Annotated in this window: 24 protein-coding genes and 1 pseudogene; 11 read left to right on the top strand and 14 right to left on the bottom strand. The window is 42.9% G+C overall.

The window, feature by feature from the left end:
* The first annotated feature begins 11 nt into the window (after positions 1 to 11).
* The 4 genes from PN457_RS08655 (at position 12) to PN457_RS08640 (ending at position 3,356) form a co-directional block, all read left to right on the top strand.
* Entirely contained in the window at positions 12 to 1,148 is a 1,137-nt protein-coding gene (locus PN457_RS08655; protein ID WP_271732669.1) for a cob(I)yrinic acid a,c-diamide adenosyltransferase, read from the top strand.
* Positions 1,149 to 1,275: 127 nt separating this feature from the next.
* Positions 1,276 to 1,929 (top strand): class I SAM-dependent methyltransferase, encoded by a 654-nt coding sequence (locus tag PN457_RS08650; RefSeq protein ID WP_271732668.1) that lies wholly within the window; start codon positions 1,276 to 1,278, stop codon positions 1,927 to 1,929.
* A 17-nt stretch (positions 1,930 to 1,946) separates the two neighbouring features.
* Entirely contained in the window at positions 1,947 to 2,459 is a 513-nt protein-coding gene (locus PN457_RS08645; protein ID WP_271732667.1) for a hypothetical protein, read from the top strand.
* Between the two features lie 9 nt (positions 2,460 to 2,468).
* Positions 2,469 to 3,356 carry a hypothetical protein gene (locus tag PN457_RS08640; RefSeq protein WP_271732665.1) on the top strand — a complete coding sequence of 296 codons (888 nt, stop codon included), beginning with the start codon at positions 2,469 to 2,471 and terminating at the stop codon, positions 3,354 to 3,356.
* Positions 3,357 to 3,379: 23 nt separating this feature from the next.
* Here PN457_RS08640 and PN457_RS08635 read toward each other — a convergent pair whose 3' ends face one another.
* The 4 genes from PN457_RS08635 to PN457_RS08620 all read right to left on the bottom strand — a co-directional run bounded on the left by PN457_RS08635 (position 3,380) and on the right by PN457_RS08620 (position 6,719).
* Complete coding sequence (locus PN457_RS08635; protein WP_271732663.1) at positions 3,380 to 4,141, bottom strand: hypothetical protein; 762 nt, start codon at positions 4,139 to 4,141, stop codon at positions 3,380 to 3,382.
* A gap of 275 nt (positions 4,142 to 4,416) precedes the next feature.
* Positions 4,417 to 4,749 (bottom strand): RNA recognition motif domain-containing protein, encoded by a 333-nt coding sequence (locus PN457_RS08630; protein WP_271732662.1) that lies wholly within the window; start codon positions 4,747 to 4,749, stop codon positions 4,417 to 4,419.
* A gap of 201 nt (positions 4,750 to 4,950) precedes the next feature.
* The gene (locus PN457_RS08625; RefSeq protein ID WP_271732773.1) at positions 4,951 to 5,802 is read right to left on the bottom strand and encodes a 3'(2'),5'-bisphosphate nucleotidase CysQ family protein; all 852 of its coding nucleotides are present in this window, start codon (positions 5,800 to 5,802) and stop codon (positions 4,951 to 4,953) included.
* A gap of 20 nt (positions 5,803 to 5,822) precedes the next feature.
* Positions 5,823 to 6,719 carry a sugar kinase gene (locus tag PN457_RS08620; RefSeq protein WP_271732661.1) on the bottom strand — a complete coding sequence of 299 codons (897 nt, stop codon included), beginning with the start codon at positions 6,717 to 6,719 and terminating at the stop codon, positions 5,823 to 5,825.
* A 31-nt stretch (positions 6,720 to 6,750) separates the two neighbouring features.
* On the opposite strand from PN457_RS08620, the gene rsmI reads away from it, so the two are divergent.
* Positions 6,751 to 7,611 (top strand): 16S rRNA (cytidine(1402)-2'-O)-methyltransferase, encoded by an 861-nt coding sequence (gene rsmI / locus PN457_RS08615; protein WP_271732659.1) that lies wholly within the window; start codon positions 6,751 to 6,753, stop codon positions 7,609 to 7,611.
* Positions 7,612 to 7,783: 172 nt separating this feature from the next.
* The gene (gene rpsU, locus PN457_RS08610; protein ID WP_200990068.1) at positions 7,784 to 7,960 is read left to right on the top strand and encodes a 30S ribosomal protein S21; all 177 of its coding nucleotides are present in this window, start codon (positions 7,784 to 7,786) and stop codon (positions 7,958 to 7,960) included.
* Between the two features lie 118 nt (positions 7,961 to 8,078).
* Here the strand turns inward: rpsU and pth are convergent, their stop codons facing one another.
* The 3 genes from pth to psbH all read right to left on the bottom strand — a co-directional run bounded on the left by pth (position 8,079) and on the right by psbH (position 9,390).
* Positions 8,079 to 8,717: an aminoacyl-tRNA hydrolase gene (pth, locus tag PN457_RS08605; protein ID WP_271732657.1), complete on the bottom strand. Its 639-nt coding sequence runs from the start codon at positions 8,715 to 8,717 to the stop codon at positions 8,079 to 8,081.
* Between the two features lie 34 nt (positions 8,718 to 8,751).
* Complete coding sequence (locus tag PN457_RS08600; RefSeq protein WP_271732655.1) at positions 8,752 to 9,024, bottom strand: TatA/E family twin arginine-targeting protein translocase; 273 nt, start codon at positions 9,022 to 9,024, stop codon at positions 8,752 to 8,754.
* Positions 9,025 to 9,186: 162 nt separating this feature from the next.
* Positions 9,187 to 9,390, bottom strand: a complete 204-nt coding sequence (psbH, locus tag PN457_RS08595) for a photosystem II reaction center phosphoprotein PsbH (RefSeq protein WP_200988973.1) — start codon at positions 9,388 to 9,390, stop codon at positions 9,187 to 9,189.
* 191 nt (positions 9,391 to 9,581) lie between these two features.
* On the opposite strand from psbH, the gene psbN reads away from it, so the two are divergent.
* Complete coding sequence (gene psbN / locus PN457_RS08590; protein WP_200988972.1) at positions 9,582 to 9,713, top strand: photosystem II reaction center protein PsbN; 132 nt, start codon at positions 9,582 to 9,584, stop codon at positions 9,711 to 9,713.
* Between the two features lie 25 nt (positions 9,714 to 9,738).
* Here the strand turns inward: psbN and PN457_RS08585 are convergent, their stop codons facing one another.
* The gene (locus PN457_RS08585; protein WP_271732652.1) at positions 9,739 to 12,867 is read right to left on the bottom strand and encodes an alpha-mannosidase; all 3,129 of its coding nucleotides are present in this window, start codon (positions 12,865 to 12,867) and stop codon (positions 9,739 to 9,741) included.
* Between the two features lie 92 nt (positions 12,868 to 12,959).
* Here PN457_RS08585 and PN457_RS08580 point away from each other — a divergent pair, with 92 nt between their 5' ends.
* Positions 12,960 to 14,339, top strand: a complete 1,380-nt coding sequence (locus PN457_RS08580) for a hypothetical protein (protein ID WP_271732650.1) — start codon at positions 12,960 to 12,962, stop codon at positions 14,337 to 14,339.
* A gap of 12 nt (positions 14,340 to 14,351) precedes the next feature.
* Here PN457_RS08580 and PN457_RS08575 read toward each other — a convergent pair whose 3' ends face one another.
* The 4 genes from PN457_RS08575 to mnmE all read right to left on the bottom strand — a co-directional run bounded on the left by PN457_RS08575 (position 14,352) and on the right by mnmE (position 18,010).
* Positions 14,352 to 15,287 (bottom strand): lysophospholipid acyltransferase family protein, encoded by a 936-nt coding sequence (locus PN457_RS08575; RefSeq protein WP_417006596.1) that lies wholly within the window; start codon positions 15,285 to 15,287, stop codon positions 14,352 to 14,354.
* Positions 15,288 to 15,350: 63 nt separating this feature from the next.
* A complete protein-coding gene (locus PN457_RS08570; RefSeq protein ID WP_200988970.1) occupies positions 15,351 to 15,683 on the bottom strand; it encodes a hypothetical protein in 333 nt (110 codons plus the stop codon).
* A gap of 29 nt (positions 15,684 to 15,712) precedes the next feature.
* Positions 15,713 to 16,483: an SDR family NAD(P)-dependent oxidoreductase gene (locus PN457_RS08565; RefSeq protein ID WP_271732648.1), complete on the bottom strand. Its 771-nt coding sequence runs from the start codon at positions 16,481 to 16,483 to the stop codon at positions 15,713 to 15,715.
* Positions 16,484 to 16,618: 135 nt separating this feature from the next.
* Complete coding sequence (mnmE, locus tag PN457_RS08560) at positions 16,619 to 18,010, bottom strand: tRNA uridine-5-carboxymethylaminomethyl(34) synthesis GTPase MnmE (protein WP_271732647.1); 1,392 nt, start codon at positions 18,008 to 18,010, stop codon at positions 16,619 to 16,621.
* A 103-nt stretch (positions 18,011 to 18,113) separates the two neighbouring features.
* On the opposite strand from mnmE, the gene PN457_RS08555 reads away from it, so the two are divergent.
* The gene (locus PN457_RS08555; RefSeq protein WP_200988967.1) at positions 18,114 to 18,317 is read left to right on the top strand and encodes a hypothetical protein; all 204 of its coding nucleotides are present in this window, start codon (positions 18,114 to 18,116) and stop codon (positions 18,315 to 18,317) included.
* A 70-nt stretch (positions 18,318 to 18,387) separates the two neighbouring features.
* Here PN457_RS08555 and PN457_RS08550 read toward each other — a convergent pair whose 3' ends face one another.
* Positions 18,388 to 19,368 carry an aldo/keto reductase gene (locus tag PN457_RS08550; protein ID WP_271732645.1) on the bottom strand — a complete coding sequence of 327 codons (981 nt, stop codon included), beginning with the start codon at positions 19,366 to 19,368 and terminating at the stop codon, positions 18,388 to 18,390.
* 478 nt (positions 19,369 to 19,846) lie between these two features.
* Between PN457_RS08550 and PN457_RS08545 the strand changes: the two genes are divergently transcribed.
* Complete coding sequence (locus tag PN457_RS08545) at positions 19,847 to 20,620, top strand: N-acetylmuramoyl-L-alanine amidase (RefSeq protein ID WP_271732643.1); 774 nt, start codon at positions 19,847 to 19,849, stop codon at positions 20,618 to 20,620.
* A 30-nt stretch (positions 20,621 to 20,650) separates the two neighbouring features.
* On the opposite strand, the gene ilvA is transcribed toward PN457_RS08545, so the two are convergent.
* Complete coding sequence (ilvA, locus tag PN457_RS08540; protein ID WP_271732642.1) at positions 20,651 to 22,162, bottom strand: threonine ammonia-lyase, biosynthetic; 1,512 nt, start codon at positions 22,160 to 22,162, stop codon at positions 20,651 to 20,653.
* Positions 22,163 to 22,361: 199 nt separating this feature from the next.
* Here ilvA and PN457_RS08535 point away from each other — a divergent pair.
* Positions 22,362 to 22,786, top strand: a pseudogene (locus PN457_RS08535) (ATP-binding protein); the annotation flags it as partial.

Raw genomic sequence — 22,786 nt, 5'->3', positions numbered from 1 at the left:
CTTTTCAAGAAATGACAAGGAACGGCATCGGTATTCGCACAGCGCAAGTGCGTCCTGAACGGCTCACAGGTCAAATTCACATCTACGACGGTGCGGGTAAAGGTAAGTCCCAAGCAGCTTTAGGGGTAGTTTTGCGCTCAATTGGCTTGGGAATCAATACACCGGGGGATTCCAGCCGCGTTTTACTGTTGCGGTTTTTAAAAGGGCCAGAACGGGATTATGACGAGGACGGAGCGATCGCAGCTTTACAGAGGGGTTTTCCCCATTTAATTGATCAGGTTCGCACCGGGAGAGCGGAATTTTTTGGACCAGAGGAAATCATCTCTTTCGACCGAGAAGAAGCGGCGCGGGGTTGGGATGTAGCCAAAGGAGCCATTGCCTCTGGTTTATATTCCGTTGTAGTATTGGATGAAATTAACCCGGTTTTAGATTTGGGTTTACTAGGGGTGGATGAGGTAGTACGGACATTGAAATCTAAACCCCAAGAATTAGAAATCATCGCTACTGGACGCGCTGCACCCCAAGCTTTACTTGATATTGCCGATTTACACTCGGAAATGAAACCCCAAGACCACCCCATAGCTAAAGAACTTTTTCTAGATGGTATTGAAATTTATACCGGGGCTGGCAAGGGTAAATCTACGAGCGCATTAGGTAAAGCCTTACAGGCAATTGGTAGGGGAATTAATCACCCCGGCTCTACACGTGTATTAATTATGCAATGGCTCAAAGGAGGAAGTGGCTATACGGAAGACTCAGCCATCGCCGCTTTACAGCAATCATATCCAGAAGTAGTAGATCATCAACGCTGCGGTCGAGATGCAATCGTGTGGCGCAATTCTCGCCAGGAATTGGACTATGTAGAAGCAGAAAGAGGATGGGAAATTGCTAAAACCGCCATCGCTTCGGGACTCTACAAAACCATCATTCTTGATGAACTTAACCCCACAGTAGACCTAGAATTACTTCCGGTTGAACCCATAGTTCAAGCCTTACTTCGCAAACCCCGGGATACCGAGGTTATTATTACTGGACGCTGTCAACAACAACCCGCCTACTTTGATTTAGCTAGCGTTCACTCTGAGGTATACTGTCACAAACATTATGCGAATCAAGGTGTAGAACTAAAGCGGGGGGTAGATTTTTAAGTCATGGAGAACAGCAATTTACTGGATTTAATCACCGGAGGGGTTGCGATCGCTATTCTGTTGGGTGGTATGTTAATGATGTTTACTACGGTATTTACCACTAAGAAAGGTAAAAAATAGGGTCATTATGCTCCTCAAACCCGAAGAAAGGCAAAAATTAGACAACACAGACGACCAGGTATTTTACGACTATCCCCGCTTCGTCACCCATGTAGATGAGGGATTTATTCAACAGCTAACGGATTTATATCGCGATCGCCTGCGCCCTGACACGCGTATATTGGACATGATGAGCAGTTGGGTATCCCACCTACCAGCAGAGATGGAATTTAGCCATATTGAGGGACATGGACTGAACGCCGAGGAATTAGCACGTAATCGTCGTTTAAATCATTACTTTGTCCAAAATCTGAATCAGCATCCCCAACTACCCCTACCAGACCAGAGTTTTGATGCGGTTCTCAATTGTGTTTCTGTGCAATATATACAATATCCAGAAGCCATATTTTCAGAAATTTATCGTATCCTTAAACCTAGTGGTGTAGCAATTATTAGCTTTTCTAACCGGATGTTTTTTCAAAAAGCGATTCAAGCTTGGCGAGATGCTTCCGAACCCGCTAGGGTGGAATTAGTGAAGCAGTACTTCACCTCAGTACCGGGATTTACAGTTCCAGAGGTAATTGTGAATAAATCCACAGTGCCAAATTTTTTACAGTGGTTAGGTGCTGGTGGTGGAGATCCATTTTATGCTGTCATCGCACACCGCATTGCTGAGATTTGAAACATCAGGAACAAACAATGAATTTCCCTCGCGTGTCTAAAATTTTCGCTGGGTTGGTAATATCAGTATTAATACTAGCTACCGCCTGTACCCCCGCAGAACCGGGACGTTTTGACCAGGTACAGCAGGAAAGTACTCAGCAAAAACGAGGTCAAGCAGTTGTAGAAACTGCTACTCAAGGGGGAGAATTTAATAAATTCTTTCCCGTAGCTAGTGATGGTTACCAAAGAGTATTTACCCAGGAGAAAAAAGGTTTTGCTGAAGCTAAATTAAAGAAAGATGGTCAAGATGTAGCTATGTTAGCTATTTCTGACACCAGCAGCACACCAGCAACAGCGGCCAGCTACTCTAATAGCACTATGACAATTGCTGGTTATCCCGCGCGGGAAATTGGCCAGACTCAAACAGCAATATTGATAAATAATCGTTACCAAGTAAAAGTATTATCCCGCGATCCATCATTTACCGCCAGCGATCGCGCAGATTGGATAGAGAAATTTAATCTTGATGGTCTAGCTAAATTGAACTAGGAGATTTTTGTGAACAAACCAATTTTTGAGTTAGTTGATGAACTTCCAACTAGGGGGTTAACAGTTTCCATGTTAAATTCCCTAGATTTTATCGCTCCTGGTGAGTGGCAAAATACCGTAGGCTTTGTCAACACCATTAAAACTGTAACTGGGGAAACTGATGAAGATTTAATTCAACAAATTGGAGAAAGGGCGATATACCTGTACAATGACAGATCCCAAGGATACCAACGGGCTATGTGGCTTTATCAAACTGTGGACAGGACAGATACAGCCCTAGGTACAGCAGCATTAGCTAACAAGGTCGGTGAAAAAATACCTCTGTTGGGTTTTTTAAACAATATCACCCCCAAAGCCGACAAAGCCCAAACTATTGATTTGTGCCTAAAATTAGTAGTAGAGTTAGTAGCATTCTGCCAAATTAATGGGATTCCGGGGGACAGTATCGGCGATTTTGTCGCTTCTTTGGGTGAGTATGCTGGTGAGTCCCTGATTCGCATGGTAGCTTTAGTTTGTGTCGATGGATTATTACCCCTAGGTCCAGACTTTATTTACAAAGCATTATCTGCACTATCTAGCATGAATCCCCAGGAATTAGCGCAAAACTCGACTTTCCAAGGTATTCAAGATGCGATTCCCGGTAACAATGTTGGGAGTAAGTTGAACTTCATTGGCGAAAGCTTTGACTCCGTTAAAGGTTGGATGGGGGGGTTAGTTACCCAAAATAATTTAACGCCACAAACAATAGTTGGCAATTTGCAAAATTTTGTGCAACTGGCCGATGATAAGTTAGATTATCTGGCGGCTTTTCTAGATGTAGCTACCAATTACTATGAACACACAGGTACACAAACCTTGGCGAGACGATTGATTTCCCGCGCTGTAGCCGAGATTTAACCCATTCCAGCGGGTGGATTCCCTCACATCGGTAATTTTAAATTGGAAGCGATGGCCGAAAAGTAAGCTTGAAAAATTGCTAAATTTTCCAGTTCCTCAAATTTACCTGTAACAGAGTCAGCGCCAAAAGCTGTAGTCATCACGTAAATAGCCGTACCGTCGAAGGTGACATGACTAATATGTAACTCTTCGACTCCACCCTCTGGACTGAGTCCCACAAACCCGTAGCGTATTCCCTGGAGTTTACCAACTAATGCGGGTTGTGGTGGGTAAGCTGAGAAAATAATTTTGTTTCCATGGACATCCCGACGGTCTTTGACAAAACTAGCGTTGAAATCAGCCACCCAAGTCTGGAGTGCAATTAATAACTTGTTTTGGTAATCAGGACTTTGGTAATCTAGCTGAGAACCCAGGGGAATACCCGCGTCTGTGAGATTTTTTTGAAATTTTTGATTTTCTTTCACCGGATAAACTCCGATTTCCACGGTACCCAAAAGTTTCCCTTGGGAAGAAACGCACAGCAGGGAGGGGTTTACCTGACAAGGGACAACTTCCCAGCCCTTGGGTGTAGGTGTTTTACCCAAAATTTTCTGCCAAGTATTTCCTTCCATGGTACTAGAAGTAATTCCAGTAGTGGTTTGAGAAGGACTGCTGTGAGTTGTCTCTACTACAGAATTGGGCTTTTCTACTACCTCAGCAGAAAAATTAGGGAGAATAGTTTTTACTCCCACCGGGGTTAAAGCTAATAAAATAGCACCGAGAACAAGATGATAAACGCGCAACATTTTTCCTGATAATCTTGAGCCAAAACTTGCCGGGTAATTATATTCACCACACCCTGTAAATATAAAAGATATATATTTATGGCTATTAGTTCCGCCAATGCTTAAAGAGGTCTAATCATCTTACAGGTTGAGCAAAAATGAGATTATCAGTCCAATCACTCTGCCAAATCGATACAAAAATATACATTACCATAATTACATCCCCCCCAACATAAAGTAAATTTATAATGGGGGGGCTAAGGGTCATTTGGGAACTACTAAGGCAATGTTAGGGATTAGTAGCGTCCACCGCCACCCCCACCGCCACCGCCACGACGGTTGTTACCCCAGTTACCGCCGCCACCACCACGTGGGGAAGTTCTTTCCTCACGGGGTTTAGCTTTGTTCACTTTTAAATCACGTCCCATCCACTCAGCACCATCAAGAGCCTCGATGGCGGCTGTTTCCTCTGCGTCTGATTCCATCTCTACAAAGGCAAAACCACGGGGACGACCTGTTTCCCGGTCGGTGGGTAACTGAACACGATTAACCTTTCCATATTCCTGAAAAGCTAGCTTCAGGTCATCTTCTTTCACCTGATAGGATAAATTGCCGACGTAAATTGACATAGAATGTCTCCGAATTCCGAGAAGTGTAGAGAGTTAGATTCGGAGAGGCGCTTTTTAGAAACCAAAAGGAGTTACTCCACCGAAAATAATCTTTATACCCACGAATATAGCACAGCATTTTTAAATCTTCTCAGGTTGATTCAGTTCATAGCTTTTAAGCTTAAGGATGGTACTTTTTTACTCACAGAGGGTAGTAAAAACTTAACTTTGACACTCTCTCATTAACTTTTCTGCGGTCTTACATAGCTGTTGATGATGTTCGCCATTACTCGCAAGCAAACCACCCCACTGATTAATATCTTGGGTGTTGTATTGCAACAAACTGCCATCGAAGTGAGTAAACTTACCACCAGCTTCTGTTAAAATTAGTTCAGGTGCTGCTATATCCCAGTCCTTAGGGGCAGATTTCCCGGAAAGGGAAATATAAATATCCGCCTGTTTTTCCAGGATTGTGGCAATTTTGCAACCTACACTACCAACAGATTTCTGATTTTGACAAGGTAAATTTTGTAATAAATAATCTAAAGGTTCATTGCGGTGAGAGCGACTGACCACTACAGTTAAATCTTCTATAGGCTTACCGGAACAGACCTGTATAGGAAAACATTGGTCACGGGTGGCGACAAAAGTACCCCCTCCCTTAGTCGCAAAGTATAACTTTTCAGCTTCCGGAATAGCAACTACAGCTAAAACTGGACGTGATTCCTGGACTAAGGCGATGTGAATCGCATAATCGCCAGTTTTTTGAATAAAATCTCGAGTACCATCTAACGGGTCAATAATCCAAACCCATGGAGAGGATTGCTTACTCAGTGGTGATTGATACGTCTCCTCGCTGATATAGGCAAAATCTTGATTACCTAAAGCCCCTTGTAGCTCCTCGATAATATATCGACTCACAGCCACATCTGCAACAGTTACAGGCTCATTGTGTTTGTACTGTATATCAAGATCGGGATTTTTGGCAGTGCCATGATAATAAGACCGGAGTAGATCAGAAGCACCCCAACTAACTTCAAGAGCGATCGCCAATATTGCTTGTAAGTCCTTCATTCCCCCCTCTTCATCTGTGTTCATCTGTGTTCATCTGTGGACAATTCCGAAACATCCATCCACCGACGAGTACCAAAAAATCGACAAGAATCAGCCGAAATTGTCGCAGATACTGCCAGGGCATCCATAAAACTGCCCTCTAAAATATAATGACAGAAAGCACCGTGAAAAATATCTCCCGCTCCCAGGGTATCAACAGCTCGAACCTGAGGGACATCCACAGCACCCATTCCAGTAGAACATAAATATGTAATGGGTTTCTCCCCGTGAGTAATAGCAATGTAGGGAATATTAAATTTACTCAGGTAAGTCAACACCTCAGCCTCGGTGTTGCAGTCAGGGGGATAGAAATTAGCCGAACACAGGGCATAATCAACAAAAGGTAAAACTTCCTCAAATCCTGGTTTCCAACTACCGCCATCAATGACTACTGGGATATTTTCAGCTTTAGCCATTGCCGCTATGCTTAGACCCACTGCCATTTGATGCCCATCAATTAATACAATATCAATATCTTGTAAAATATTTGCCGGGATAGATGCACTATTAGCTTGAGTTTTGGCTGCATTGAGAGAAATTACAGCTCTTTCACCTGTGCTTTGAGTGATAATAATGGAAGATACAGGTGGTGCTGTAGTCATACTAGGCTGAAGATCAGCGATCGCCACTTGATACTTTGCCAAATCTCCCCGAATCAGTTGGGTCATGGGATGACAACCCAGCACCCCCAAAAGTTGAGTTTGATTACCTAAATAACTAAAGGTGACAGCGGCATTGGTAGCCGGTCCACCAGCTGCTAAAGTATAGTCAGTAGCGACAATTTTCTGATTATTTCTAGGGGTAGAATCAGCGAGGTAAATTAAATCCAAAGTCATTAAACCCACAAATAAACCCCGGTGGGATCTGAGATTATTCATGTGTGTCACCTAACGCTAATTTTTTTTACTCATGCAGACTGAACCCAAACCAGGAACACTTTACATTGTTGCTACACCCATTGGCAACCTGGAAGATATGACTTTTCGGGCGGTGCGCATTTTGCAAACAGTAAATTTAATCGCCGCGGAAGACACTCGCCACACTGGGAAACTATTACAGCATTTTCAAATTAAAACCCCTCAAATAAGTTACCATGAACACAATCGCCAAAGCCGTATCCCGGAATTATTAGAGTATATGGCAAATGGCCAGGCCATAGCTCTGGTGAGTGATGCGGGAATGCCTGGTATTTCTGATCCTGGTTATGAACTGGTGATAGCTTGTATTGATGCAGGAATAACAGTCGTGCCAATTCCTGGGGCCAGTGCGGTGATTACCGCTCTGAGCGCAGCTGGGCTACCTACAGATAGATTTGTGTTTGAAGGCTTTCTTCCAGCTAAAGCAGCAAAACGGCGGGAGTATTTAGACTCTCTGCAGACAGAATCCCGCACCCTAATTTTCTATGAATCTCCCTATCGGTTGCAAGAAAGTTTACAAGACTTGGCAACAGTCTGGGGTGGCGATCGCCAGATTGTGCTGGCACGGGAGTTAACTAAATTATACGAAGAATTTTGGCGGGGAACCATTGCCGAAGCTATCGCCCATTACAGCCAGCGTGAACCCCAAGGCGAATATACCCTACTTGTGGCCGGAAATCCCCCCGTCCATCCCCAATTAACAGAGGAACAACTCAAAGCTGAATTACTTCAGATCATGACTCAGGGAATATCGCGATCGCAAGCTAGCCGGCAATTAGCAAAAATTACCTCTCTTCCTCGCCGTCAGCTGTATCAACTAGCCCTTTCTCTGGGCAATGATAACGAGCAATGATTATACCATAGATTTGGTGATTTAACAACTGTATATTCAGTGTAATTACAATTAATGAACTCAAATAGAAATTTAATAAATTGCCCCTAATGCGGACTGTACCTTGGGATGTTTGCCTGAGTTTGAGGCTAAAATTGCAGTGGAAAGTATTGATTATGAGGATGCGGTAAGAATGACCCAAGTCGTTCTAGGAGAAAACGAAGGTATTGATTCAGCTTTGCGTCGGTTTAAACGCCAGGTGTCTAAAGCTGGTATATTAGCTGATGTCAAGTTTCATCGCCACTTTGAAACACCTCTAGAAAAGCGCAAACGTAAGGCGGTATCAGCTAGACGTAAGCGAAGGTTTTAATAAACCTATTTAGGCTTGACCTAACATCAGCAATAGTACATTGCCTTAATTATTACATAAAATTTTTGGATATACCCCACCACATCTCAGAGGTGAGGGTATATTATTTTCACGTAGTTTATGGATAGACTGGGATATTGTGGCTATTACAACGATTCATCGCCTTTTCTACTCCCTGTTTCAGGCTAAATTCTACACACTCAACCACAAACTGAAGCACAAGAGATATCAGTTGACTTTCATCTGCAGAAAACTTGCCTAAAACATGAGAGATTGATTCAGACTTATCGCTATTACTGCCATCATTGGGTTTACCAATGCCGATGCGTAAACGCGGGAAGTTTTGGGTGTTAAGGTGGGAAATTGTACTCTTCATCCCATTGTGTCCCCCGGCCGAACCAGACAACCGTAAACGAGTTTTACCCAAAGGTAAATCCATATCGTCATAAATCACCAGCACTGACTCAGGAGGTAATTTATACCAACTAGTCACAGATTGAATGGACTGTCCAGAGCGATTCATATAAGTTAAAGGTTTGAGTAAGCGGACTTTACCCCTACCCGGGGCTATTCCCTCGCCATACTCACCCTGAAACTTGCGATTTTCCCCTAAAGGAATTTGCCAAGCACGAGACAGTGCATCTATAGCAGCAAAGCCAACATTATGGCGTGTTTGGTCGTACTTAGGCTCAGGATTTCCCAACCCGACAATTAGTTGAGGAATCACCAGAGATGGTTTCGTAACACTTTCTGTCATTATGCCTTAAATCAATTTTTTGGCTAGTCCTTCCCTAACTGATTGGGGAGGAACCGGCCGCATCCTGTTCAGATTTAGTGGCTTCGAGTTGCTTGGGTTCGATTTGTGCGGAAGTTTTCACAGCCTGTTCTATTTGTTCAGCTTCCCGTTTAAACTCATTTTGAAACTCACTAGAAGCTTCTTGAAAACCCCGCACTGCTTTACCGAGACTACGACCAATTTCTGGTAACTTCTTGGGGCCAAAAATCAACAAAGCCACTACCATAATCAGACCCATTTCCGGTAGACCGATACCAAATATATTCACGCCCTTTCTCCTATAAATAGACAATGCGGTCAAGTTAGGCCGGGGAGAATCGAAATCAAAACTCCCCTTATGTATATCATGCTGACTTATTTAAGGCTAACGTTTTTGGTATAAAACCAAAAAAAAACCCGGACAAGCCGGGTACAGTTGCGCTGTATTGACTTAGCCGCCCAAAGAGCGCCAATCAACCATTACGTCCTGAATCAACAGAGACTTGTTGTAAACTTGCAAAATAATCAGCAGAAACACGAAAAATAGGAGCATAAAAACACCCATTAAAGGCGTAGTACCCCAACCAGGGGCAACCTTACCGTACTCAGAATTTAAAGGTTTGAGTATATCTCCCAACCTAGTGCGTTGTGCCATAGTTCACCTAAGATTCAGTTACCAAAGCTTTTTTTCATCTTCTGTAATATTCTACTATTACCACGAAGCGCCTGAGTCATAACTTGCCATAGGGAAAATAATTTTAGTGACAGCGAAACAAATGTTAAAATAAACAGTGCCAATCTAGGCCAAGTTTAACCATAATAGCACTCATAATTAATTCTTCATTTATGGACACCGCAACAATTGTTAGTATTTCCGTTGGCGCTGCCTTAGTTGCCATCACGGGTTATGCCATTTACATTTCCTTCGGTCCTCCTAGTAAGCAGTTAGCAGACCCCTTTGAAGACCACGAAGACTAGAGTGAGGGAACAGTGCGCAGGCTGTTTACTGTTCACTGTTCACCTCAAAACTGGCAATTTTCCAAGGTTCTATGATTGAGTTTTGCGGCTGGGATGATTTCGCTTCTAACAAATCTACAGCATTTCCCAAACTTAGCCCTAAATGACTCTGTAAACTTAACTGCGCTGTGTCTCCCTGACATTCATAACACCGGAGGATGAATTGCTGGGGGTTGTCCTCAGAGGGCTTGAAGGCCATTAAGATTAAATTGGCTGCGGATAAATTGAGGAAACTCACACTTTCACCGGGTGAGGGTGTAGCATCCTGAGTAGTGGGGGGATTGATAACTACTTGTAAGGGAATATTCAACTCATACCCACGCTGAACTGTGTTGGCTGTTTCCCAACTACCCCCGTGGGGATATAGGGCGTAAGTAAATTCATGTAGTCCTCTGTCTGTTTTTGGGTCAGGCCAGTTGGGACTGCGTAGCAGGGTGAGGCGTAATTGATTGCTTTTACTATCGTAACCATATTTACAGTCATTCAGCAAGCTGACACCATAAATATTTACATAAATATTTACATTATTTACATTTACCTGAGTTTCCCCAGTTAAATCAGCCCAACGCAAGGCGGGAACTTCCCATTTAGCCTGTTCTGCGGGTGTTTGGGGTTGAGTAGGGCGACGAATGACACCGCAGGGAATTTCATAAGTTGCAAAATCAGCTTCTACATTTACAGGAAAGGCTGCTTTTACCATTACCTGATTTTCTTGCCAATTAACGGTGCTGGCAATTTTTAGCAATGGCGAACCAGCTTGTAAAATATAATCTTGGCAAAATTCCGATTTACCTAATTGACGCACCACCCGGACACGACTTTGTACTAGGCCTTGGTCTAACCATGCTAAAGATTTTAGTTGTGTGGGTGGTAGGGGATGTTGGGCATAATTGGGGTCAATATTCCAAGCATCCCAATATTGTCCGCTATCTTTAAAGGCTTGTAGTTGATTACCCGCACCAGTTAGAATTTCTCGTTGATGGGTTTTATCAAATACACTAGATAAATCTCCCGTGTCGGGATTAATTATCACCCGCAGAAATTCATTTTCTAAAGTCCAGTCGGGGGTGTTGGGGGATTGGGGGGTTGGGGATGTGGGGGAAAGCCAAAAAATGCGGTAACCTACCGGGGGAATTTCAGGAGCTAGAAACAGCAGTTTTCTGTCTGCTGATATTTGAGAAGTAATTGGCTGTCCTGAAAGGTTGTAGACTTGCCATTGTGGGTGAGATTCAGGTAGTGTGACACAGACAACCTCAGAACGTTGCCAATTGAGAGCATTGAAGATAAATATCGGTTCTGATTCTGGATGGGGGGGAGGGGGTAGAATGGTTTGGGAGGCGATCGCTAATAAAGATTCTTGTAATATCTTTGTTCCTACTGCTTCCACTTGCTGCCATTCTGGGAGTGCATCTTGATAAACTTGGGTAATGGAGGAACCAGGTAAAATATCGTGAAACTGGTTAAATAAAACTTGTTTCCAAGCCTTTTCGATTTCAAGGGGATAGGTCACCCCACAGATCAGGGAGGCTAAACTAGCAAATAATTCTGCTTGATATAATAAATTTTCACAGCGTCGATTGTACCGTTTTTGGTCTGCATGGGTAGTGTAGCAACCGCGATGAAATTCTAAATATAGTTCGTCATTCCAGGTAGGTAGAAGGTTGTTAGCTTGCTCCTGGATTTGCTGTAAATACTTTTGTGAGGTGGTAAACTCTAAATCTGGGAAAACATCAGACCTTTGCCAGCGTTGGGCAGTTTCTAGCATATCACGGGTAGGACCGCCCCCATGGTCACCCACCCCGGGAAGCCACAGGGACTGTTTAAAACCGGTTTTGCTTTGCCATTCATCAGCGTATGTTGCCATTTGTACCGGGTCAATACCTTGACCGATAAGTGCGGACATCATACTAAAGATTTGACTACCATCAGGCGATCGCCACCAAAAAGCGTCATAATCAAATTGGCTAGTATCATTCCAGCGTAACTTTTGAGTTACAAAAAACTCAATACCAGCATTAACTAGAAACTGGGGTAAAGTCGCACAAAAACCAAAAGTATCCGGTAACCAAGCTACCGGGGACAACTTACCAAACTTAGCTTGGATATAACGCTGACCATACAACAGCTGACGTACAATAGACTCACCGGAAATCAAATTTAATTCCGGTTCCACCCACAAACCCCCCACAACCTCCCAGCGTCCAGCTGCTACCTGGGCTTGAATTTGCCTAAACAAATCTGGGCGATGTTCCTCTACCCAAGCATAAAGGGCTGGGGTAGAATGGCAAAAAATCAACTCTGGAAAATCAGCCTGTAACCGCAAAACCGACTCAAAAGTATTTTGCGCCGCTTTCCAAGTGTCACTCACCGGCCAAAGCCATGCTAAATCTAAATGAGCATGACCTAATAAATAGATTTTAGGATTTAAACTGTTGATCAACCCCGATAACCGCTGATAAACTTCCCGTAGCTCCTTGTTGGCGATCTGTGTCCCCCTGGGGTTTGTTACCTCCCGCAACCCCTGCGCCAAATCAACCAAACGTTCCGGCGCAAACTTTGCTAAAAACAGTTGTACCACCGCCAACTCATCAGCCATAAAACCCGGATCTGGATGATCATGATCATTAGACTCATAAATTAGATGCGATCGCACCAAAGCACCATCATCATGTCCCGGACTGACTAAACGTATAGTCACAACAAATTCATCCCCAGCCTTCACCCCTTGACTTAGCAGCACCCTGGGGGAACAATCAAATAAATCTCCCTGTAGCACTAACTCCCCATTCACATAAATCTCAGCCACATCGGCCCACCACACCAAAGCCAGGCGTAAAGACAAACCCGCTACAGAATAACCCTGTAAATTTGCGGGAACTACAAACTTTTGTACCAACCACAGCACCTTTTTACCCCTTGTCCAAGCAATATGGGCTTTAGCATTGAGATTTACAGGGTTCCCCGCTGAGATTTGAGATATATCAATTTCAGTAATCTGACAGTCACATTCCCAACCTACCCAACCAGACTGGACATTTACCTGAGAATAAGAGCGCAGTTGCTCAATAGTTGCCAAAATAAATTCAGTGTGAGATTTTGACATGGGCAGGGTCATATTTTCGATAAAATAGGGTTAATTACATATATTATTCTTGGGGGGGAGTCTCTCCACTCAACAAGACTCAAAAAAAGCAAATCACCATTATTATGTCTGGTTCTCTGGGTCGTTATCAAAGTAGACTACTAAATTTTGTCCACCAGCAAACTCGGCGGTTGACACAACAGTGGGATCACACCTTCCGACATTTGCAAGTTGCAAGTAAGTGGAGTCTGGAAATATTGCTTTACCCCCTCTACCAATTATTTCATCCCACAGAATTAGCAAATAAAACTTTAGAGGCTAAATCACCACCCAGACTGAAGTTACAACCGCAAGAGCCTAAATCTGACGCACCCATTGAACGAGTCTTAGCAGCAGTCAGAAGTTTACCTTCTGACTCTGAATCAGCACCTGTGAGATTTTTCCGGTTTTTGCGGTCAAAACTTGGGCGTTATCTCCCTACCCCACCCAGAAAATTTTCTGATGGCGATAGGGTGGCGTTACCTATAAATGAACGTAACATATGGCTAGGGAATGGTAGTAGGAGGATAACCACCCCACCCTATCAGGTGATTCAGGGAATTGCTACACACTTGGTAAGTCGTAATTTGGTACTTGTTACTACTGAGAATAAAATTTTAGATATTCTCACACCCAACCAACAAGCAAAATTAGCCGCCAGGATAATCTTTGAATTAGAAAATTCTCAACCACCTTGGCAGTTACCTGAAAACCAACCACACAGTCAATTAATTAGCAAGATTAAAAAATATATTTTAGCAACAATTACCGGCATAAGTAAAGTAAATATACCAGCTTTGCCGGAAAGTAGACCAAATAATTCATTTCCAACTAATAAATTAATTTCCTGGTTGGATACATCTGTGGCTAAATGGGAAACCAAGGCTTTGTTACCTATACAAAAGCGCAGCCAAGAGATGATTGCAATTGCTCAAACTGAGCTAAAAATATTGATTTATGGCAAACCAGAGGATATAGCAGTCAATGCTGATAGTTTAGAAACTAATCAACTGAATATTAGGGATTTAATTGCAGCTGCAATTAATTACTTTTTTGGGGGAAATAAACATAAAAAACTGGAAAAATCACCGGAAAAAATCCTGGCAAAATACCCTGATTCAGAAGATTTAGTCGGAGATTCCTGGTTAGATTTCCATGATTTGTTTAGTCATGATCCGACAGTCATATCCCTAAGTGGGTCTGATAGTCAGATCCAGACCAAATCTGCTTGGTTGCAAAGGTCTGTAAAAACCTCTCCAGGGGTTAATTCCCCAGCTACAACTGAGAATAAGTACCATAACCTGGAATTTGCGCCAGACTGGATAGAAGTTCCCGCAACTTTTATGGGCTATGATAAGCACCCTTTAGAGAAACTGCTAGAGTGGCTCGATAAAATTATACTATGGTTAGAAGAAATCATTGTCAAAGTTTTGCGGTCTTTACAAAACTTATGGCGTGGGAAGTAATCTTCTCTTGAACTACCAGAACATATGATTGAGAAAATGACGCAAAATCTTAATTCCTTTTGGTTCTACATAGTCAGTGGGTAACAGACTCAGTAAAGCGTTTTGTAAGGTTTCTAATGCTGAATCTACTTCCTGACGCTTAATTCTGGAAGTTTGAGAAAAGTATAATGGTTCCCCGAAGCGTACAGTTAACTTTTTGCCTAAATACAGGTCTTGTGTACCAATTATTACAACCGGTACTATAGGTACACCAGCCCGCAAAGCATAAACTACTGTTCCTCGCTTCAGAGGATGTAACTGACCCTCTGTGCTTCCTAAGCGTCCTTCGGGAAATACAACCAGTCCGTTACCACGGGATAACAAACCCTGGACAATGCGGTTAATTTTTCGCAGGGTGGAGATATCCTCCCCGGTGGGTACATTGTCCTCAATTGCTTGAGCGAGTTCTAGAAGGTCTTGTCGTTGGTGCTTACTTGCTTCTATGACTGCTATTTCTTCTTTCCAGATACGTTCTAAAGGAATCACACCACCCACGAAGCGCAATATAAAACGCTTCCACCACTTATTATAAAGAGTCCGAGCATCACCCAGAACGTAGTATTGGGGATGGGTGGGGAGTTCCCCGAGCAGTAGTAAGGGGTCGATATGGTGGAGATGGTTCGCTGCGAGGATAGCTGGTTTTTCCGGTATTCTCTCCAGGTTTTCCACCCGTACGCGAAACAAAGTATGGATGAAAGTTCGCAATACCCAACGACGCACCAGGGGATGAATTTTAGTTTCTGGATGTCCTTGACTAATAACTTCCAGACCCTGAAGAACTTCTTTGATTATATCCCGTACAGCGCGATCGCTGGCAGCAGCTACACCTTGTTTTACCCGCTCAATCGTTGCGGGGGTTAAATCAGCTGAGTCTTCCACAAAATACTTGTTAGTAGAAATTTTAATCAAACCTCTTGGAACTCATGAGTTAATCATAATTCTTGATGTTCAAATACAAGTTAACCTCCCGATTTAATTACTATTGATATCAGGGGAAAAATAGACTACTGAGCATTGGGAGTTTTTTACCACTAACACAGGTCTTCCTTTCACTGCTCCATGAGTGAGAGTACAAATTTTATACAGGTTTTCACAATCAAAAATAGCTAAAACTAGCTCTTGACCGGTGAGATATGGAAATGGTAAAGGTCTACCCACTTCAGATTCCATCTTGACACCGTTCTCAACCCAGCTTAACTTCCAAATCCGCTTTTGAGTAATTGGAGCTTGGGCGAATTGAGCAATCTTGTGATAAACATCTTCCGCTCTGGTATGGTCATTAGCAGCGGGAATAAAAAATTTCATGGGTTTTCCTCAGCGTCAGTTAATTTCAGCTACCAAGGTAACCTACTTCCATCCCAAGAGAAAAATTGACCGCTGTCGCCTTCTTCCAGTTGTGAAATCACCTGTAAGAGTTGCTTAACCGTACGTTCTACAGAGAATAACTTGTCTTTGGTGACATTTGTTTGAAATGGACGGGATAGACTTGTATCTGTTGTCCCAGGATGTAAAGTAACTAATAGCGTTTTAGGGGAACTTCTCCCATACTCAATTGCTGCTGTCCGCATAAACATATTCAGTGCGGTTTTAGAAGCACGATAACCATACCAACCACCCAGTTGGTTGTCGCCAATACTAGCTAATTTAGCAGAAATACTCGCAAAAACGCTGGGTTCAGGATGGCGGAATAAGGGTAACAGGTGTTTAGCCAGTAGAATAGAACCAATACTATTAACTTGGAAGTAGCGTAGTAAATTTTCTGAATTGATTTGTTTTAAACTTTTTTCTGGTTGTAAGGTGTCGTCGTGTAATATTCCGACACAGTTAATTACTAAGTGTAACCGGTTGACTTCGGCTTTGATGTGTTGGATAACTGCGACAATTTGGGACTCTTGGGTAATATCCATAGATAAACAAGTTAATTTATCAGGATATTCGTTTTGTAAAGCGATTAATTCCCCTGCTGTTTCTCTTTGACGATAGGCTGCATAAATTTTTTTGATTCTACTATCTTCCAATAAATTTTTCACAAAACCCAAACCTATCCCCTGACTAGCACCAACAATTAAGGCATTAGCAGCATTAAGATAATTTCCAAAAGCCATTTATTTCATCTTGATGAATGGAGGATTAACATAATGTATTTTACCCCATTTGTGTTTATCTGTGGTAACTTTCTCAGGATTATCTGGGATTAAATCTGTAGGGTAAAAGGGGGTAATCTACCCACACCATAAGATTTACTTACCAATACAGAATTTACTAAAAATTCTATCCAATACAGATTCTGTAACTTGCTCTCCGGTAATTTCTCCTAATGCTTGAATTGCGCCTCGTAAGTCGATTGTCCAAAAATCTAGGGGTAATTGTGCAGCTATTGTCATTTGTACTTGTTCTAAAGATATTTTAGCTTTAGTTAAAGCTGCGGCTTGTCGTTGGTTGATGGCTAAATCTAAATTAGCAGCTTGTATTTTTCCGGTTTGAACTATCTTTAAAATGGCTGTTTCTAAAGCATCAATTCCTTGATTTTTAGCCGCTGATGTGGTAACAATTTCCTCAACATTATCAGGATATTTACTAGATACAATAGATGTATTTTCTACTAAGTCAATTTTATTAACCACTAAAATCAAGGGACGGTCTTTTACTTGTTGGTAAATTTCCTCATCATTCTCAGTCCATCCCGCAGCAGCATCAATGGTGAATAATACCAAATCAGCAGCACTAGCAGCACGACGCGATCGCTCTACACCAATTTTTTCTACTTGGTCTACGGTTTCCCTAATTCCAGCTGTATCCAGGACTTGTACAGGTATCCCCCCCACCACTAGCTGGGACTCCACTACATCCCTGGTAGTACCTGGTAAATCAGTGACAATAGCGCGATCGCTCTGACTCCAAGCATTTAATAAGCTGGACTTACCGACATTTGGTCGTCCCACAATCGCCACTTTTAAACCTGTTCGCAGCAGTTCACCTTGATCTTTAGTGGCTAATAATTTACTAATTTCGGCAGCAATTTGATTAATCTGTGATATGATGCCTTTATCATCCAGGGGGGGTAGGTCTTCCTCAAAGTCAATCCTGGCTTCAATTTCTGCCAGAATATCTAAACAGTCAGCGCGTAACTGTCGGATGGGATGAGCCAATTTTCCCTGTAAACCAGCTAAAGCAGTTTGAGCAGCTTGGGGCGATCGCGCTCCCACCAAATCTGCTATACTTTCAGCTTGGGTTAAATCTAGTCGTCCATTTAAAAAAGCCCGGAGAGTAAATTCTCCTGGGTGAGCCAGTCTAGCACCCTGTTCTAAACACAGTTGTAAGACTTGCTGCACTGTAATCATACCACCATGACAATGGAATTCTACCACATCCTCACGAGTATAAGAACGGGGTGCTGCCATGATTAATAATAAAGCTTCATCTACTAATTGTTGGGTCTGGGGATGACGAATATAACCGTAAAGGATGCGGTGACTCTCCCAAACCTGACCCCCAGGAGCGTAAAATAGGGTTTGAGCGATCGCCATTGCTTGGGAACCAGATACCCGTACAATAGTAACGCTACCTTGTTGGGGAACCACAGCCGTAGCGATGGCGGCGATGGTTCCGGTAATAGCTAAGAGTTCCGACATAAGCGCCCTTTTTAGCAAAAAATTGTATTGGGTTTATATATATATATGCTCTTAGAGTAGCAAGAGTTTGAGATCATATATTTTCACTAGAGAGGAATTCACTATGGAACAAAAAATCAATTGTGCCGAAGCCTGCGTTAATGGCTGCGTTTTAGGGGATAATTGCCCCAATATCGAATTTAGAGAAGCCACAAGCAAATTTATTCAAGAAACTTCCTTAGACCAAATGCTGGCGATCGCAGAAGAACGCCTGCGCAAGAAAATCATGGAACCACCTCAATGGGTTTTTCCTGATAGCGATAGCTGAGGGTAAATCATAGATTCCAAAATTAAGCCTGTGGGTAGAGATGTGATTACCTGCGTCTCTACCAGTATTTTTACCGCGTTTGAAATATATTTTGTACCATTTTTTTATCTGTACTGGCTGCAGCTTGATCTAATGCGGTAATTTCGCCAGAGTCTAACCGCCATCCTAAAGCACCAATATTCTCCCGTGCTTGTTCCACACTTTTCGCACCGGGGATGGGAATGGTTCCCTTACAAATACACCAGTTAATTGCTACTTGAGACATAGTTTTATTTCTAGATTTTGCCACTTCCCGCAAACATTCCACCAGCGATCGCACTCCTGGTAATAGTTGTCTGAATAATAAACCCCGGATACCAGGGGGTAAATTCCCAGTTTCTGTATATTTTCCAGTTAATATCCCCAATGCTAAAGGACTATAGGCGATTAATTTTATCCCCAATTGATCACAAACATCTTTGAGACCTAATTCAGTCACCGGATAGGTAGATAGTAAAGAATACTGGACTTGTAAAGTCTTAATGGGAACGCCCCGCGCCGCAAATTTTTGATGTACAAATTGTAAACGTCTGGGTCCATAATTAGATAAGCCCACCCCCTTAACTAATCCTTGTGCGTATAAATCAGCTAAACCATCTAACAAACCTGATTCTTGCCAAGGTGCATAATTAGCTGTAGACCAGTGCATCTGCACTAAATCAACATTTTTACCCAAGCGTTGAGCCGATGACTGACAAGCTTTGACCATTGATTGACTTGTCCATCTCCAAGGATAAGCCGCCAACTTGGTCGCAATGCAGATATGCTCTTGATTTGCACCTTGATATTCTTTGGTAAATCGTCCCAGGAGTGACTCACTGCGTCCGTTTAATCTTCCAGTTCCGTAGGAATCACCTGTATCAAACAAAGTTACACCACTGCTCACACACAGGTTAAACACAGCTTGTAACTGTCCATCCATGCTTTGATTATATCCCCAGAGTAGTTGATTACCCCATGCCCAAGTGCCGCAACCCATCAGGGGGAGAGATAGTTTTTCGCTGCTGTGCATATTTACCGTTTCTAAACTTCTATGGCTATCACAATTCATTATGGAGGAGAACACCGAAAAGGCGATCGATTGATTATCCTGTGTTACCTGTGTACTGAGTTTTTTATGGTTTACCCCACCCTACCCTATCAAATAGTAACCCTAGATACGAAAAATATTTATCTAATATCTATCTTTAGATAGATGACATAAGTCATCTTAATGGCTATAAGTATAAGGCCGGCTTCAAAATATATGTATGATAAAAATTTACATATACTAGTAAGCCTACAAGCGAATTTAAGTCAAACAAATTCTTGGAGTAATCCAACTACCGAGGAGCACTCGGAAAGTTAACGCGCTTAGGAGAGAACCACCTCTGGGTTAAGTACCGCAAGGTGTCTAATCTAAGTGCACTCGTTGAACCAAGAATCTCCGGGGATTCAGCCCGGAGAGTGTCAATAAACCGTGATTGATTAGCCTTTAAGGAAATCCTCGTATGAAATTTGGAATTGACATAGGACACAACTGCCCTCCCCGTGATACTGGTGCAGTAGGTATAAAAAGAGAGGATGTCCTAACTAAAGATGTAGGCACTCGCCTGATGCAAAAATTAACTGCATTGGGTCACAGTGTGATCAATTGCACTCCTAGCACCGCCACCTCATCAAGTGATTCTCTTCGTCAACGAGTTAGTAAAGCTAACGCCAATCAAGTAGACATCTTTGTGTCTATACATTTCAACGCGTTTTCTCCTACAAATGCTCCCAGAGGTTCAGAAGTTTTCGCCATTAGCAATGCTTCCCAAGCTATTGCTCGCAGAGTGCTCAATGAAATTGTCAAACTAGGATTTAAGGACAGAGGAGTTAAAAGCAAACCCGCTTTTTTTGTCATCAGGAATACTTCCATGCCGGCGATTCTAGTAGAATGTTGCTTTATTGATTCTAAAGCCGATATGGATCTGTTTGATGCCGAAAAAATGGCCGAAGCGATCAAAGTTGGCTTAGTGGGTAAAGATGCTCCTCCACCTCCCCCAGAGGATACCAGTTTACCTGGTACGTTAATCATTAAACAGCCAACCATCCTCAAACCTTCCACAGATCAATCCTCAGACTTACTCCCAGAAACTTTAGAAAATATTGTTCCGGGGGAATATCCCTTTTTAGATGCTCGTTTGGAAGAAAGACATTATTGGGTGAAATGGCCAGACGACAGTATCAAGGGACGGGATGAACATTTTATCTTTGAAGAACACGCGGAATTAAAAGCCTAAAATTGTCTTATATTTGGGGTAGAAATAGAGCTACCCCAAAAACAGTTTATACGCCAGATTCTGGCTTTCATCCCAATAACGATAACCAAGGGTATCTAAAAATGCTTGCCATTCCTGCATTTCCTGGGGAGGTACTTGCATTCCTACCACAATTCGCCCGTAATCTGCCCCATTGTTACGGTAGTGGAACATACTAATATTCCAGTTAGGACTCATAGAACCGACAAATTTCATTAAAGCGCCGGGACGTTCGGGGAATTCAAACCGGTAGAGTAATTCATTATGAGCTAGGGGAGAATGTCCACCCACCATGTGGCGCAGGTGTAATTTTGTCAGTTCATCATCGGTTAAGTCAATGGTTTTAAAACCATAAGTTTCAAAGGTTTCTACCATTTTGACTGCATCAGCACGGTTTTGGATTTGTACACCGACAAAAATATGGGCTTCTTTTTCGTCGGCTATGCGATAATTAAATTCAGTCAGATTGCGATCGCCTATACATTGACAAAATTTACCCAGACTACCCTGTTCTTCGGGAATAGCTACTGCAAAAATAGCCTCACGACGTTCGCCAAATTCGGCGCGTTCCGCCACAAACCGCAGACGGTCAAAGTTCATATTAGCACCGCAAGCTACAGCAATCAAGGTTTTTCCCTGAATTTGTTCTCGTTCCGCGTAGGCTTTAGCAGCTGCGATCGCTAATGCACCCGCCGGCTCTAGAATTGAACGTGTATCCTCAAACACATCTTTAATGGACGCACAGGTATCATCTGTATCTACTAAAATAACTTCATCTACGTAATTCTGACATAAACGAAAGGTTTCTGCACCCACTTCTCGTACCGCCACCCCATCAGCAAATAAACCCACCTGGGGTAAACGGACACGATGTCCCGCCTTCAGCGATTGTGACATAGCGTCAGCATCCACAGGTTCAACACCGATGATTTTAATTTCCGGACGCAATCGTTTAACATAAGCAGCAATTCCCGAAATCAAACCACCGCCACCAATAGCCACAAAAATTGCATGGATGGGTTGCTGGTATTGCCGTAAAATCTCCATCCCAATTGTCCCCTGTCCAGCAATCACCTCAGGATCATCAAAGGGATGAATAAAAGTCAATCCTTTTTCTGCCTCCAACTCACGAGCATAAGCGTAGGCATCATCATAGGTATTACCATATAATACCACCTCTCCCCCCCTAGCTTTCACCGCATCTACTTTAACTTGGGGGGTAGTCACCGGCATGACAATAATTGCTCGCGCACCTAACCGACTAGCAGCCAAAGCCACACCCTGAGCATGATTCCCCGCAGATGCGGCAATTACACCTTGAGCTAGCCGTTCTGGTGTCAGATTTACCATCTTGTTATAAGCACCCCGCAGCTTAAAAGAAAACACTGACTGCATATCTTCCCGCTTCAGCAAGAGATTATTATTCAGTCGTTTTGAGAGATTAGGGGCATATTCCAGGGGGGTTTCCTGGGCAACATCATACACACGAGCAGTCAGAATTTGTACCAGGTAATCGCAATACATGGGGCTTATAGATGCGGTGATTTCAAGATAGATTCTTAATTTTACCTTTACTTGTGTACCTAGGTTGCAGAAAACTCTGAGGTTTAATACCAATTCTCTATGAAGCGGATAGCCTAGTCATCTATCCCAGTCAACAGTCAACCGTCAACCGTCAACAATCATGGGAGTTATAATCAAATCAACCTATACTTAAACTTTTATGACTAAATGGTTTAACACCGCTGGCCCTTGTCAACCCGATATACACTATACCCTACCTACCACCGAACGGTTACCAGAGTTAAAACGCCTGATTGCGCAGCGCAATTACTTTGTCATCCATGCACCCAGACAAACCGGTAAAACTACTGCCATGCTCACCCTAGCACAGGAATTAACAGCCAGTGGTAAGTACACCGCCGTCATGGTATCTGTAGAGGTGGGGGCGGCTTTTCCAGATAAACCAGATATTGCCGAATTAGCCATTTTAGACGCTTGGCGTGGTGCTATTAGTCACAGGTTACCCGATGAATTACAACCCCCTAAATGGCCTGATGCTCCTGTAGGGCGACGGATTGGAGCAGCATTAGAATCATGGGCAAAGATTTCATCCCTTCCTTTAGTGGTGTTTATTGATGAAATCGA

Origin of the sequence: Anabaenopsis arnoldii, assembly GCF_028331025.1 — a bacterium.
Taxonomy (GTDB): domain Bacteria; phylum Cyanobacteriota; class Cyanobacteriia; order Cyanobacteriales; family Nostocaceae; genus Anabaenopsis; species Anabaenopsis arnoldii.
The sequence above is the reverse complement of the archived record's forward strand: the minus strand, read 5'-3'. Positions and strand labels throughout refer to the sequence as shown.

What these genes read in the sequence shown, in the direction of transcription:
- PN457_RS08655 (WP_271732669.1), top strand. Translation starts at nt 12, where the DNA reads ATGACAAGGAACGGCATCGGTATTCGCACAGCGCAAGTGCGTCCTGAA.
- PN457_RS08650 (WP_271732668.1), top strand. Translation starts at nt 1,276, where the DNA reads ATGCTCCTCAAACCCGAAGAAAGGCAAAAATTAGACAACACAGACGAC.
- PN457_RS08645 (WP_271732667.1), top strand. Translation starts at nt 1,947, where the DNA reads ATGAATTTCCCTCGCGTGTCTAAAATTTTCGCTGGGTTGGTAATATCA.
- PN457_RS08635 (WP_271732663.1), bottom strand. Translation starts at nt 4,141, where the DNA reads ATGTTGCGCGTTTATCATCTTGTTCTCGGTGCTATTTTATTAGCTTTA.
- PN457_RS08630 (WP_271732662.1), bottom strand. Translation starts at nt 4,749, where the DNA reads ATGTCAATTTACGTCGGCAATTTATCCTATCAGGTGAAAGAAGATGAC.
- PN457_RS08625 (WP_271732773.1), bottom strand. Translation starts at nt 5,802, where the DNA reads ATGAAGGACTTACAAGCAATATTGGCGATCGCTCTTGAAGTTAGTTGG.
- PN457_RS08620 (WP_271732661.1), bottom strand. Translation starts at nt 6,719, where the DNA reads ATGAATAATCTCAGATCCCACCGGGGTTTATTTGTGGGTTTAATGACT.
- rsmI (WP_271732659.1), top strand. Translation starts at nt 6,751, where the DNA reads ATGCAGACTGAACCCAAACCAGGAACACTTTACATTGTTGCTACACCC.
- rpsU (WP_200990068.1), top strand. Translation starts at nt 7,784, where the DNA reads ATGACCCAAGTCGTTCTAGGAGAAAACGAAGGTATTGATTCAGCTTTG.
- pth (WP_271732657.1), bottom strand. Translation starts at nt 8,717, where the DNA reads ATGACAGAAAGTGTTACGAAACCATCTCTGGTGATTCCTCAACTAATT.
- psbH (WP_200988973.1), bottom strand. Translation starts at nt 9,390, where the DNA reads ATGGCACAACGCACTAGGTTGGGAGATATACTCAAACCTTTAAATTCT.
- psbN (WP_200988972.1), top strand. Translation starts at nt 9,582, where the DNA reads ATGGACACCGCAACAATTGTTAGTATTTCCGTTGGCGCTGCCTTAGTT.
- PN457_RS08585 (WP_271732652.1), bottom strand. Translation starts at nt 12,867, where the DNA reads ATGACCCTGCCCATGTCAAAATCTCACACTGAATTTATTTTGGCAACT.
- PN457_RS08580 (WP_271732650.1), top strand. Translation starts at nt 12,960, where the DNA reads ATGTCTGGTTCTCTGGGTCGTTATCAAAGTAGACTACTAAATTTTGTC.
- PN457_RS08570 (WP_200988970.1), bottom strand. Translation starts at nt 15,683, where the DNA reads ATGAAATTTTTTATTCCCGCTGCTAATGACCATACCAGAGCGGAAGAT.
- PN457_RS08565 (WP_271732648.1), bottom strand. Translation starts at nt 16,483, where the DNA reads ATGGCTTTTGGAAATTATCTTAATGCTGCTAATGCCTTAATTGTTGGT.
- mnmE (WP_271732647.1), bottom strand. Translation starts at nt 18,010, where the DNA reads ATGTCGGAACTCTTAGCTATTACCGGAACCATCGCCGCCATCGCTACG.
- PN457_RS08555 (WP_200988967.1), top strand. Translation starts at nt 18,114, where the DNA reads ATGGAACAAAAAATCAATTGTGCCGAAGCCTGCGTTAATGGCTGCGTT.
- PN457_RS08550 (WP_271732645.1), bottom strand. Translation starts at nt 19,368, where the DNA reads ATGCACAGCAGCGAAAAACTATCTCTCCCCCTGATGGGTTGCGGCACT.
- PN457_RS08545 (WP_271732643.1), top strand. Translation starts at nt 19,847, where the DNA reads ATGAAATTTGGAATTGACATAGGACACAACTGCCCTCCCCGTGATACT.
- ilvA (WP_271732642.1), bottom strand. Translation starts at nt 22,162, where the DNA reads ATGTATTGCGATTACCTGGTACAAATTCTGACTGCTCGTGTGTATGAT.